Genomic DNA, 12,294 nt, shown 5'->3' with positions numbered 1-12,294 from the left:
CGCCAATCAATTTTTAATACTGCATTATTCGTTTCCAAATTTAAACGATTTTTCGATACATATGTCTTCATCAATAGTTTTCACAATAACATCGAAATGCTGACTGTTTTTATGCATAAACACGTCATATTGAATTCGACGTTCTTTATGCGATTGCTTTAAGTAGTTAATATCAGTACCCCTTTCAATGACATCACGTCTCGATCTTCGCTTAAATTCTGTTTCTCCATCCGTATAAAAGTATATTTTCAAATCAAATAAATTAGGATTAATAAATGCAACACTCATTCCTTCTATAATCGTTATTTTCTTTTTCGAGGAAATTAACGTACTGTCCGCATAATCCCAACTTACCGTATATAAATCTAAACCAGCTTTAACCATCCGAACATCTCTTTCTAAAGAAAGTAAATGATGTGCTGATGGATGGCAAGCCGTCATTTTATAACGATGGTTTTCGTTTTGGTATGTATACTTAATAATTGAATGCTTCCGGATTTCAGAACTAACAATATATGGATCCGTATTGAAATAATTCACTTCATTTTGATTGAATAAATTTATGAGTTCATTGGCAAATGTAGTTTTTCCGGCAGCCCCATGTCCTGAAATACCAATAATAATTTGATTGTTATTCGTATCGACCCATTTTATAATTTCTTGTAATAGCTTTTTCATAACTATCCCCTTTTACTTGATGCCACGTGAGAAACAACTCAACTACTGTTCTATATCACACAGGCAACTTATACCCTGTCCTCTAGTAACCCGCTACCATTATAAAACAGTAGAACAGAACAACTAAGAACAAAATTGTCCAAAATCCGCCAAGAACTTTTTGATTATGCGTGTCTTTGCCTTTATGCAGTCTTTCAATAAACGTCATTAAATTCAACGTCCAAAGAACTCCTAAACCCGGCAACAGCACAAATGGGAATAGCATCTCCATGATGTTCCAACCCTTCACCTATCAATTTCTAAAACCGGTCATCGAATTCCTTTTCAATTTCTTCATCACTGACTTCCTCTTTCTTTTTCTTCTTACCATACCTTTTTATAATTATCTTCCCGACCTCAGACCTGTCGATTGCATCCTTCACCGCAGCATAGATTACAAAATATAAAACAACCATAGCAAACAACCATAGTACGATTTCCACGTTTATCCTCCTCCGATACTTACACGCATTTCTCACACGCTATAAATATGAAATAGGGCAACAGCTAAAAACTGTTGCCACAAACCATATCACGAGATTTTACGAATCAAATCCTATTGTCTTAAGTTTTTCTGCTACTTCAGGATATAGTCGATTCCCTTGTTTATCGACCCATTCATCATTTCCAATTTCCTTAAACACATTTACGATTGACTTCAGCTGTTCCATTTGCTCATCTGTCGGCGTATTGTTAGACATTAGATACAGAATACTAGCCACGTTATCCAGAGAAATCATCAGCTGAGGATTCAGTTCACCAACTATGTCCAGCTTTCGCTGTGCATTTTCCACATCTGCATAGATCGGCTCAATGATTGCTCTTCTCTTCTCTGAATCCTGAAGAACATCCTCTCCGGCTTCTAGCACAGTTTCCAGCTCAGTTGTAAAAACTGTATTCATCATCTGCTGTGCTTCCTCAAAAAAAGCGAATGAGGCAGACTGATTGTAGTGATCCTGCGTATTCTCTTTTTTATAAAAGGTTTCTAGCACAAATCCCTTTTCATTTTCATCGTACATGAATTTCTGCGCAACTCGATCTCCATGCTGCTGCATGAACATGACTATTCCCGGTTTTCTGTCAAATATTGCCGTACTGAAATCGATTGTTCCCATCTGAACATAGCGATCGAAAAGTGGATATGTTTTCTCCCCGTCTTTCACAACAAGCAACCAGTTCTGCCCGTCATCCCAAGCAAATTGACCATCATCCATTTTCCCTGCATTCACATACAACTCGATACTTTCTTCCTGACCGTCTCCATTGATGTCCAACTTCATTTCCTTATAAAGCGTTTGAGGATACTTTTCAATCGCTGATGCTTTAATTAAACCAGAGTCATTATTCACATCGCTCTGTGGCTCTGATGGTGTTGCAACTTCCGTAGATTCAAGCGCTCTCTTCTGTTCTTCCACCGTTTGTGCCAGAGCATCTTTTTCCAATGACAGTTGTTCAACTTGCTTTTTTAAATCCGCAATCTCTTCTGTCTGATCAGTATTTGACTGGTCCCCATTCGACTTGTTTGTGCATCCACCAAGGATTACTGCTCCACACACAACGACGAGTAAAAGTCTCCTCACTTTCCAACCTCCTTCTATTCCGGTATCTTTACAACTTAAGTACAATTTATTATAATTCTATGTTTTGCATCACACAGATACCTTCACATCACACCTCCCTGGCCCGTTTCCTATTTCTCTTCTATCTTATCCAAGATTGCTTGAGGGACTTCATGCTGAATGACTTCTTTTACAAAATCCGTAAAAGGTGGTAGAACAGAATCGCCAATGATATCCGTCATGATGATTTCTGCATCTTCCCATTCGGTCAATCGGCCGGATGTACTCATATTTTCAATAAACTTTCGAGTATGTTTAATAATCCAGTCAAAAGTACGACCTTCTTTTTCTATTAGATAAATAATATTCTTTTGCTCATTCTCAATGACATCAACGTAAGAAACAAGATACCCGACTACCTTATACGATCTTCCATCCCACCATAATGTGAAGTTTTCATAGTTATCAACACCTTGGATAAAGAAAAACTCGATTGATTCGTCGAAATACAAACGCGAAAAAGTAATGTATTCAAACTCACTCATGCTTCAATCCCCCTTTATGTGTGCAAGAAACAACTAGGTCGTAAATTCAGAATTAATTTTAAGCCGCACATCGAAAAGGCCTTTACAATTGGTACATAACATCTCCTGCTACAATCGTCATGATAACGTCTGCAGCCAAGATTTCCTCTTCTTCCACTTGAAACAAATCCTTATCCAGCACCGTGAAGTCTGCATCAAAACCAACTTTTAATTTTCCGCGTGAATCTGCTTTGTTGATTGTCGCAGCACTTCCTGTTGTGAATAAACCGACTGCTTCAAAGCGGCTGAGCTTCTCTTTCGGCAAATAGCCTTCATGTGTCTCGCCAGGTTTTCTGCGCGTAACAGCCGCGTAAATGCCGAGTAGCGGATCAACTTCTTCAATCGGCGCGTCCGATCCTGCCCCGCAAATGAACCCTTCATCTAATAGCCGTTTCCATGCATATGCCCAGTCGAGACGACTTTCTCCCAGTCGGTCCATTACCCATGGGAAATCGGACGGGACAAATGCCGGCTGGATATCGAGAACGACTGGCAGTTTCTTCATCCGTTCCACTAAATCATCATGTAGCACGTTCACATGAATTAGCCGATCGCGCTTTCCTTCTGGTACCGGATGCTTTTCGATTGCATCCAATGCTTTTTCCACGGCTAAATCCCCGATTAGATGGATGGCGACAGCTTCTCCATGCTTTCGAGCGATCGCCACAAGCGCATCGATTTCTTCATCTGTTACAACCGCATTGCCTGACGTTTCAGGCGCATCGGTATATGGTTCACTTAATAATGCAGTCCGTGCACCAAGTGCTCCGTCAATGAAGAACTTCATCTCACCTGGGTCAATCCATGGCTCGTCATACGTCGCTTTTTCATCCATCAATTTCGTAAAAACGGTCGACCTTCTCAATAAATGCGCACGGAATTTCTTTTTGCCTTCTCCAATGACATTTTTAAACGCTTGCAACGGATTGTCATAGTCTCCATAATAACCAAGGTCATCCGTCACTGCTCCCGTTAAGCCTAATGACAGCAAGTCATCTACGGATTTCTCCAATGCTTCAGTTAACATCGCTTCAGTTGGCTCCGGGATGAGTTGCAACAACCGATCCATCGGTCCTTCTTTCAAATAGCCTGTCGGTTCACCATTTTCATCTCGGACAATGACGCCATCTCCCGGATCGGGTGTATCTTTTGTGATGCCCGCCAACTCTAATGCTCTCGTATTCGCAATCGCTGCATGCCTGCACGCGCGTTTTAGAACCATTGGTGAATTTGTAATCTTATCAAGTTCATGACGCGTGAAGATTTTCTGATCCAGGAAATTGTTTTCATTCCACCCTTCACCAATGAACCATTCGTCTTCACTTAACCCAGGATATGCATTCACGAGCATGTCCATCATCTCTTTAGACGACTTCGCCTTTGATAAATCCAGACTCAGCAATTTCTGCCCGTGTCCGATCATATGCATATGATTATCGATGAAGCCGGGATACAATACTGCTCCTTTAAGGTCAATCGCCTCATCGGCTTGGCCCTTCAACTCTTCATATAGACCGACATCTACAATCTTGCCATCCTCCGTCAACAGCGCCTCAACTGTTTCTCCTTCTCGATCCATTGTATATAGTGTTCCATTATGCCAAAGTGTTTTCATCCCGACTCCCCCTCTTCTTATCTCCTATTCTAAACTTTCAAGCAACAATGGGCAATCCCGTAGTGCAAGAATGCTATACTGTTAGTATCGATTGTAGGAGGGATTATATATGAGACTAACCGTTTATCTTGCAGGAGAGATCCATACCGAATGGCGCGAAGAAGTAAAACAGAAGGTGGCCGCATTGAAATTGCCGATTGACTTCGTCGGCCCGATGGAAAACCACGACCGTTCCGACAATATCGGCGAGGAGATTTTAGGTAAGCAGCCGAATGCCATCTTCAAAGATGCCGCTGCCTCAAACTTCAACAATTTGCGCACCGAACTTCTAATGAAAAAAGCCGACCTTGTCATCGCTCTCTTCGGCGATCAGTACAAGCAATGGAACACAGCGATGGACGCAAGCGCAGCCGTCGCTTTTGGCAAGCCACTCATCCTCATCCGTTCTGAGCAGCATCATCATGCATTGAAAGAACTGTCACGAAAAGCACATGCGACCGTCGAAAACGTCGACCAAGCCGTCAAAGCACTCCATTATATTTTCGAATGAACATCAGGCTATCCTTGAAAGTGGATAGCCTTTTTAATTGGCGATCAGTCTTTCTATAAAAGTCCATACATCCTCCTAAAAGTCCATAAACCTATCTAGATGTCCATAAATGCCGCTAAAAGTCCATAAGTCTTTCTAAAAGTCCATAACCTCCCCCTTAACAAAACCTTTACATTCCCTTCATACTCCCTCAACAATCCACCCCTATACTAGAGAAAAGCCTCACCACCATTAGGAGGATTTCCATATGACTGTCTTGAAAGAACGCATAAAAGAAAATTCATTTTCCGTTGTTCGCAATGAGAATTGGACGAAACCGATCTATGAAACGAACGGACTCAATCTTTGGTATGGTACATCGCACGCGCTAAAAAATATCGAACTCTCCATAAACGAACGAGAAGTCACCGCCATCATCGGACCATCCGGTTGCGGAAAATCCACATTCCTTAAGACGCTCAATCGAATGGTCGAAACCGCAGCGGACGTCACCATTTCCGGTAATGTTACATTCAAAGGAAATAACATACTTGGCAAATCCATGCCTGTTGAAATACTTCGCTCCAAAGTCGGAATGGTTTTCCAAAAGCCGAATCCTTTCCCAAAGTCGATTTTTGAAAATGTCGCCTATGGTCCGAAAGTACACGGCATCCGTAACAAAGCGATGCTTGAAATGATTGTCGAAGAAAGTCTTAAAAAAGCAGCACTATGGGATGAAGTGAAAGACCGTTTGCATAAGAGTGCATATAGTCTGTCAGGGGGCCAACAACAACGATTATGCATTGCCCGTTGCCTCGCCATCGACCCAGAAGTGATTCTCATGGATGAACCGACATCCGCGCTCGATCCAGTATCCACCCATAAAATTGAAGAACTTATTCGCTCCATTAAAAACGACGTTACAATCGCAATCGTCACTCATAATATGCAACAGGCTGCTCGTATTTCAGATCGTACTGCATTTTTCCTTAACGGAGAAATCATCGAACACAACCAAACATCCACTATATTTAACAATCCTGCTGACCCCCTGACAGACGACTATGTCAACGGACGATTCGGTTAATAAAAGCGCTCTAGGAATTTACTATTCCACGAGCGCTTTTATTTTTAAGTCAAAAACCATTTTACATAACCTTTACATTTAAACAACACTCACTTAACATTCATCTATTATGCTGTAATTGTGAAGGGGAAAACCTTTCATGCCAAATGATTATTCACTTAGGGGAGGAAATTTTACATGAAGGTCAACAAGTTTCTTTTATTCATGATTATTGCAGCATTCACAGCACTTATCGCAGCATGCGGCACAGAGTCAGACGACACGAAAAAAGATGACAGTGCAGCAAGTAAGACTCCTGAAAATAATACAGCAGCAGCTCAAGAAACGGAAACTGAAGATCTTGAAGGCAGTGTAGTTATCGACGGATCTGGAACGGTTTACCCATTAATGGCCCGCCTCGCTGAAGAATATATGATAAACGAGCAAGAAGGCGTTTCTGTTGAAGTGAGCCGTGCAGGAACAAGTGCTGGCTTCAAGAAGTTCCTCGTTGAAAACGGAACGGACTTCAACGACGCTTCCCGTCAAATTAAAGACGAAGAGGCTGCTGAAGCGGACAAGCTTGGTATTGAAGTAAAAGAATTGAAAGTCGCACTCGATGGTCTCACATTTGTTATTAATAAAGACAATGACTGGGCAAATGAAATGACTCCAGAACAATTGGTTAGTATCTTCCTCGCTGACGGTAATGTTGAGAAGTGGTCTGACATCAATCCAGAATGGCCAGATGAAAAAATCAATGCAATGGGACCGAATGAAAATCACGGAACATATGAGTTCTTCTATGAAAAAATTCTAGACAAACAGGATATGAACAGCAATGTAAACTTGCAACAAGAATATTCAACACTTGTGAACTTAGTGGCTGAAGACAAAAACGGTATCGCATTTTTCGGATTTGGCTACTACGTGAACAATCAAGAGAAGCTACAAGCTGTTGGCGTTGATTTTGGTAACGGTCCAGTAGAACCTGCGCTTGACACGATTGCTGAAGACGGTGCATATGCAGACTTCACTCGTCCAGTCTTCACATACTTGAACGTAAATCATGCAAAAGAAAAGCCACAAGTACGCGACTATGCTATTTACGTCATGAACAATATTAATAAATTTGCAGGGGAAACAGGCTTCGCACCTATCCCAGAAACTGAAGTGCAGGAAGTTATCAGCTTCTTGGAAGGTCTAAAATAATTTAACATGCTGGAGGATGAGGCTGCTGACAGCTCTCATCCTCTTGCAACTTTGCGGAAGGGGTTTCTCGACTGATGAACAGTGAATTCACAAAAACAAAAGAGGTCAGTATCCGATCGTTAATTGACGAAAACCAGCGTGGTAATTCATTGCGCAGGAAGACCGAACGACTTATCCCGATAGGTCTCATGCTACTTGCATCACTGTCAATCTTAACGACACTAGGTATTATCTGGACTTTACTTTCCGAGACCGTTGAATTCTTCAAACGCGTTCCGTTTCTAGATTTTTTCACAGGCACTATCTTAAAACCATTAAGCCAAAATCCTGAATTTGGCGTTCTTCCATTACTAATGGGTACAGTCACTTCATCTTTAATTGCCATGGTGGTCGCCGCCCCTATCGGACTGATGGCCGCCATTTACTTGAGCGAGTATGCTTCTTTAAAAGTACGAAAAGTCGTTAAGCCACTTCTTGAACTATTAGCTGGTGTACCAACAATCGTTTACGGCTTTTTTGCTTTCACATTCGTTACACCTATTTTACGAGAGCTCATCCCTAGTCTTCAGGCGACAAATATATTAAGCCCTGGAATTGTCATGGGTGTCATGATAATCCCAATGATTGCGTCCCTATCCGAAGACGCGATGAGTTCTGTACCGAACGCAATGCGCGAAGGAGCTTACGGTTTAGGTTCCACGAAACTTGAAGTGACACGACGCGTAGTCATCCCGGCCGCACTTTCTGGCATAATCTCGTCATTTGTTCTTGGTATATCGCGCGCAATCGGAGAAACGATGATTGTAACGATCGCGAGCGGGAGCACGAAGAACTTCACGTTCGATATTACGCAATCGATGCAAACGATGACAGCTTATATTGTTGAAGTTACGGGCGGAGACGCTGCCACTGGCTCAACGGTCTATTACAGTTTGTATGCAGTTGCTATGACACTTTTCGTTTTCACACTCATTATGAATCTGCTCGCACGATCCGTTTCCAAGAAATTCAGGGAGGAATACTAATATGCATATGCAGACTGAACAGATACGTTTGCGCCATATGAAAACCCGTTTACTGTTGAATCAAATCTCTAAATTCATCTTCATGTTATCCGCTTTTTTCGGACTGTTCTTCCTCGCCGTCCTTCTTGTGCGGGTAGTAACAGAAGGTATAGGCTCGATTAACTTCGGCTTCTTAACAGGAAAACTATCAACCCAACCTGAAAGAGCAGGTATTATGGGTGCCATTCTTGGTACTTTCTGGCTTATGCTCGTCGTTGCTCCCGTCACGATGTTTGTCGGTGTAGGAACTGCTATTTACTTAGAAATGTATGCAAAGAAGGGTAAGCTCGTCAGTTTCATTCAAACGAATATATCGAATTTAGCAGGCGTTCCATCAATCGTCTATGGAATCCTTGGATTGACTGTCTTCGTTCGGACTTTGAACCTCGGCAATATTGTTCTAGCTGGAGGATTAACAATGTCCTTACTCATTTTGCCAATCGTCATCGTCGCCAGTCAGGAAGCGATTCGCGCCATTCCGTTTCATTTGAGCGAAGCTTCTTACGGAGTCGGTGCAACAAAATGGCAGACGATTCAGCGCATTATTTTACCAGCCGCTCTTCCCGGCATTTTAACAGGGGCCATCCTTTCACTTTCACGGGCAATCGGTGAAACAGCACCACTTGTCGTCATCGGTATTCCTGCTTTACTCATCCCTTTCCCTGGAAGTATAATGGATCGATTTACGGTACTTCCAATGCAAATTTATTATTGGACACTTGATGCTTCACTCGTATCGGAATATGCGAATCTAGCAGCGGCTACGATTATCGTCCTTCTAGTGACGTTATTCATCTTGAATGCGACAGCCATTATTGTACGCAATAAATTCCAACGTGTTTTCTAAACAACAAAAAAACGGGAAGCAAAAGAGATAATTCTTTGCTTTCCGTCTTTTTATTTGAACATCCGTGCTGCTAAGTTTTGAATCTTCAACAATACTTCCTCCGGCTTGAATGGCTTCATAATATAATCATCTGCCCCAAGCCAGAGAGCGGTCTTTATATCCGCTTCACTTGTGCGAGCTGTCATCATCGATACGAGAACGTTCTTTTCATCGTTCACCTGTTTCAGACGGCCCAGCACTTCAAGTCCATCCATATGCGGCATGACGCCGTCAAGCAAAATAATGATATTGACATCATTCCGGTACCAATCCGATTGTAAGAAAGAAGGTCCATCTTCAAACGTTTTGACGGATACATCGATGTCATCGGATGTCCAACCTTTCAACATATCGGATAACATCGTTCGGAAAAAGAGATCGTCGTCCACGATAATTACTTGAACTTTCCGCTTCAACTCAACGTTTGCACCCGTGAAAATGACGGTTTTGTTACGTCCTGTCCGCTTGGCTTCATACAACGCCCGGTCTGCCGTCAGAATCATCTTATTAGAATCACCACGATACTCTGCAATGCCAGCAGAGAAGGTTACAGAGAATGTGTCATTTTCTAAGTCGAAGACAAGATCATTGAAACGGTTGCGGAATCTTTTTACGAGCTCATCCGCTTCTTCTACATTCGTGTTTGCAAGGATAACAGCAAACTCCTCGCCACCATAACGGAAGACCTTATCACCGTCTCTCCTTACATTGCGTAGCATTTCCCCAAACTTACGCAACACTTTGTCTCCTGCCATATGACCATAACGATCATTCACTTTCTTGAAATAATCAATATCCACCATAACTAATGTATGATTCAGACCTGTACGCTCAGAAATACTGCTGAATTCGTGCAAGCAGTCATCAAAATACCGCCGATTTCCAATGCCTGTCAATCCGTCCGTGAATACTGATTCGTCCATGGACTTTCTTATATTTTCCCGATTCAATAAATACGGGACGAACACATCCAATTCAAGTGGCATCCGAATATAATCCATCGCCCCTTTTTCATATGCAGCTATCCGGTTTTGATTAGAGAAATCTTCACTAAAAACCATAATTGGCACACGTTTCACAAGTGCAGCTTCAGCAATCTGATCCAATATGTCAAAAGCCGTCATATCGGGAAGCTTTACTTCTGTAAACACATAGTTTGGACGCATAGAATAAAATTGTTCAATGCCACGTTTTCCACTCATGGCGACAAGGACTTGCGCCCCTAGTTTCTCAATTAACCCTTTAATGTAAGAAACTGATTCTAACTTGTCACCGATGACTAATACAAAAACACCATCTCCAAAGCGGTTCGTCGGAAGGTCGGAAAAGTCATATGCAACAAGTTCTTTGTCTCTTTCTACAACTTCCGCAATTCGGTTCCAATAATTTACTAACGAGGAGAATGGTATTCGATTTTCACTACTGGAAGAGAGTTTGTTCAGTTGTGATTCCGTGAAACCCGCTACCCCGCTCATACCAAACTCATCAGCCATTTCCTTCAATGTATCAAGGAATGTATAAAGCTCTTTTTCGGAAATGAAGCTCTTCAATCTCCACTCTTCATACGTCTGTTCTAATCGATCGCGAAGTATGTTCCGATAGTGTTCAAAATTCATTATCTTCCATACCCCCAGATTAATTACCATGAATCAGAATGACTTATATCTATTTATCGCTTACGCTTCAGTACCCATCTCTTCACGGACAACATCGGCGATACGCGTCACATAACGTTTACACGTTTCGTGGTCTGTTGCTTCTACCATGACACGGACAAGTGATTCTGTACCTGAAGGACGAACGAGCACTCGTCCATTCCCTGCCATCTCTTCTTCAACTTGCTTGATCACTTCAACGACACGCGCATTATCGGCAACTTTGTTTTTATCCGTCACTCGGACATTGACAAGTTCCTGCGGGAAAATCGTCATTTCATTTGCCAAATCAGACAATTTTCTGCCTGTCTTCTTCATGATGTCGACGAGCTGCAAGCCTGTTAACAAACCGTCCCCTGTCGTGTTGAAATCGAGGAATACAATATGGCCAGATTGCTCTCCACCCAAATTGAATTGTCCCTTTCTCATCTCTTCCACAACGTATCGGTCACCGACAGCTGTTTTGACACTAGTCATACCGTTATCGTCCAGTGCCTTGTAAAAACCGAGATTACTCATAATTGTTGAGACAATTGTATTGGACTTCAATCGACCTTTCGAATGTAGGAACTTACCGATAATGAACATAATCTGATCACCATCGATAATTCTTCCTAGTTCGTCCACCGCAATAAGACGATCGCCATCACCATCGAATGCAAGACCGATGTCAGCGTTCTTCTCAACAACTAACTTGCTAAGTCCTTCGGGATGTGTAGATCCAACGCCATCATTAATATTTAGACCGTTAGGAGAAGCTCCGATAGTCGTAAGGTCTGCATCTAAATCCGCGAATATATGTGTCGCCAATGTAGATGTCGCGCCATGTGCACAGTCGAGCGCAATGTGAAGATCTGTAAACTCTTCATCTACAGTCTGTTTCAAGTATTGGATGTATTTCTGGCCGCCTTCGAAGTAGTCAGTTACAGTTCCAACTGCATCTCCCGTAGGACGTGGAAGATTGTCAGTCTCTTCATTTAGCAACGCTTCGAATTCCTCTTCCTGTTCATCTGTCAGTTTAAAGCCATCCGCACCAAAAAATTTGATGCCATTGTCTTCAACAGGATTGTGAGACGCGGAAATCATGACGCCTGCTTCCGCGTTCATAGCACGAGTCAAATAAGCAACCCCCGGTGTACTGATGACACCAAGGCGCATCACTTCCACTCCGATGGATAAAAGTCCAGCAATGAGAGCATTTTCAAGCATATGACCTGAAATGCGCGTATCCCGACCAACAAGTACTTGGGACGTTTCATGTGAATCTCTCGTTAATAAATGGCCGCCAATTCTCCCCAATTTAAATGCTAACTCAGGTGTCAGTTCCTTATTGGCAATTCCACGTACTCCGTCAGTTCCAAAATACTTAGTCATAATCCATTCTCCCTTTCAATGCTGAGTCAACAGCTT

Annotated in this window: 13 protein-coding genes; 5 read left to right on the top strand and 8 right to left on the bottom strand. The window is 42.3% G+C overall.

Annotation, left to right across the window (positions count from 1 at the left end; all coding sequences use genetic code 11):
- Window positions 1-24: 24 nt before the first annotated feature.
- The 6 genes from H9649_RS04145 to H9649_RS04120 all read right to left on the bottom strand — a co-directional run bounded on the left by H9649_RS04145 (window position 25) and on the right by H9649_RS04120 (window position 4,475).
- Window positions 25-678 (bottom strand): uridine kinase family protein, encoded by a 654-nt coding sequence (locus tag H9649_RS04145; RefSeq protein ID WP_191693458.1) that lies wholly within the window; start codon window positions 676-678, stop codon window positions 25-27.
- 82 nt (window positions 679-760) lie between these two features.
- Window positions 761-949 carry a hypothetical protein gene (locus H9649_RS04140; protein WP_191693457.1) on the bottom strand — a complete coding sequence of 63 codons (189 nt, stop codon included), beginning with the start codon at window positions 947-949 and terminating at the stop codon, window positions 761-763.
- 28 nt (window positions 950-977) lie between these two features.
- Window positions 978-1,160 (bottom strand): hypothetical protein, encoded by a 183-nt coding sequence (locus tag H9649_RS04135; protein WP_191693655.1) that lies wholly within the window; start codon window positions 1,158-1,160, stop codon window positions 978-980.
- Between the two features lie 99 nt (window positions 1,161-1,259).
- Window positions 1,260-2,297, bottom strand: coding sequence for a hypothetical protein (locus tag H9649_RS04130; RefSeq protein ID WP_191693456.1), 1,038 nt, complete (start codon window positions 2,295-2,297; stop codon window positions 1,260-1,262).
- A gap of 110 nt (window positions 2,298-2,407) precedes the next feature.
- Window positions 2,408-2,821: a hypothetical protein gene (locus H9649_RS04125; RefSeq protein WP_191693455.1), complete on the bottom strand. Its 414-nt coding sequence runs from the start codon at window positions 2,819-2,821 to the stop codon at window positions 2,408-2,410.
- Window positions 2,822-2,903: 82 nt separating this feature from the next.
- Complete coding sequence (locus tag H9649_RS04120; RefSeq protein ID WP_191693454.1) at window positions 2,904-4,475, bottom strand: amidohydrolase; 1,572 nt, start codon at window positions 4,473-4,475, stop codon at window positions 2,904-2,906.
- A 109-nt stretch (window positions 4,476-4,584) separates the two neighbouring features.
- Here H9649_RS04120 and H9649_RS04115 point away from each other — a divergent pair, with 109 nt between their 5' ends.
- The 5 genes from H9649_RS04115 to pstA all read left to right on the top strand — a co-directional run bounded on the left by H9649_RS04115 (window position 4,585) and on the right by pstA (window position 9,190).
- Entirely contained in the window at window positions 4,585-5,025 is a 441-nt protein-coding gene (locus H9649_RS04115) for a YtoQ family protein (RefSeq protein ID WP_191693453.1), read from the top strand.
- A gap of 247 nt (window positions 5,026-5,272) precedes the next feature.
- Window positions 5,273-6,091 (top strand): phosphate ABC transporter ATP-binding protein PstB, encoded by an 819-nt coding sequence (gene pstB / locus H9649_RS04110; protein ID WP_191693452.1) that lies wholly within the window; start codon window positions 5,273-5,275, stop codon window positions 6,089-6,091.
- A gap of 177 nt (window positions 6,092-6,268) precedes the next feature.
- Window positions 6,269-7,279: a PstS family phosphate ABC transporter substrate-binding protein gene (locus tag H9649_RS04105; RefSeq protein ID WP_191693451.1), complete on the top strand. Its 1,011-nt coding sequence runs from the start codon at window positions 6,269-6,271 to the stop codon at window positions 7,277-7,279.
- 74 nt (window positions 7,280-7,353) lie between these two features.
- The gene (pstC, locus tag H9649_RS04100; RefSeq protein ID WP_191693450.1) at window positions 7,354-8,304 is read left to right on the top strand and encodes a phosphate ABC transporter permease subunit PstC; all 951 of its coding nucleotides are present in this window, start codon (window positions 7,354-7,356) and stop codon (window positions 8,302-8,304) included.
- Window position 8,305: 1 nt separating this feature from the next.
- Entirely contained in the window at window positions 8,306-9,190 is an 885-nt protein-coding gene (gene pstA, locus H9649_RS04095; protein ID WP_191693449.1) for a phosphate ABC transporter permease PstA, read from the top strand.
- Window positions 9,191-9,240: 50 nt separating this feature from the next.
- On the opposite strand, the gene H9649_RS04090 is transcribed toward pstA, so the two are convergent.
- Both H9649_RS04090 and glmM read right to left on the bottom strand, forming a co-directional pair.
- The gene (locus H9649_RS04090) at window positions 9,241-10,845 is read right to left on the bottom strand and encodes a diguanylate cyclase (protein WP_191693448.1); all 1,605 of its coding nucleotides are present in this window, start codon (window positions 10,843-10,845) and stop codon (window positions 9,241-9,243) included.
- Between the two features lie 60 nt (window positions 10,846-10,905).
- Window positions 10,906-12,258 (bottom strand): phosphoglucosamine mutase, encoded by a 1,353-nt coding sequence (gene glmM / locus H9649_RS04085; RefSeq protein WP_191693447.1) that lies wholly within the window; start codon window positions 12,256-12,258, stop codon window positions 10,906-10,908.
- Window positions 12,259-12,294: the final 36 nt, after the last annotated feature.

Source organism: Sporosarcina quadrami, from assembly GCF_014836615.1.
Lineage (GTDB): Bacteria > Bacillota > Bacilli > Bacillales_A > Planococcaceae > Sporosarcina > Sporosarcina quadrami.
The sequence above is the reverse complement of the archived record's forward strand: the minus strand, read 5'-3'. Positions and strand labels throughout refer to the sequence as shown.

Coding starts and splice junctions, on each gene's coding strand:
- H9649_RS04145 (WP_191693458.1), bottom strand. CDS start 678: ATGAAAAAGCTATTACAAGAAATTATAAAATGGGTCGATACGAATAAC.
- H9649_RS04090 (WP_191693448.1), bottom strand. CDS start 10,845: ATGAATTTTGAACACTATCGGAACATACTTCGCGATCGATTAGAACAG.
- H9649_RS04120 (WP_191693454.1), bottom strand. CDS start 4,475: ATGAAAACACTTTGGCATAATGGAACACTATATACAATGGATCGAGAA.
- pstA (WP_191693449.1), top strand. CDS start 8,306: ATGCATATGCAGACTGAACAGATACGTTTGCGCCATATGAAAACCCGT.
- H9649_RS04105 (WP_191693451.1), top strand. CDS start 6,269: ATGAAGGTCAACAAGTTTCTTTTATTCATGATTATTGCAGCATTCACA.
- pstC (WP_191693450.1), top strand. CDS start 7,354: ATGAACAGTGAATTCACAAAAACAAAAGAGGTCAGTATCCGATCGTTA.
- H9649_RS04125 (WP_191693455.1), bottom strand. CDS start 2,821: ATGAGTGAGTTTGAATACATTACTTTTTCGCGTTTGTATTTCGACGAA.
- H9649_RS04115 (WP_191693453.1), top strand. CDS start 4,585: ATGAGACTAACCGTTTATCTTGCAGGAGAGATCCATACCGAATGGCGC.
- pstB (WP_191693452.1), top strand. CDS start 5,273: ATGACTGTCTTGAAAGAACGCATAAAAGAAAATTCATTTTCCGTTGTT.
- H9649_RS04140 (WP_191693457.1), bottom strand. CDS start 949: ATGGAGATGCTATTCCCATTTGTGCTGTTGCCGGGTTTAGGAGTTCTT.
- glmM (WP_191693447.1), bottom strand. CDS start 12,258: ATGACTAAGTATTTTGGAACTGACGGAGTACGTGGAATTGCCAATAAG.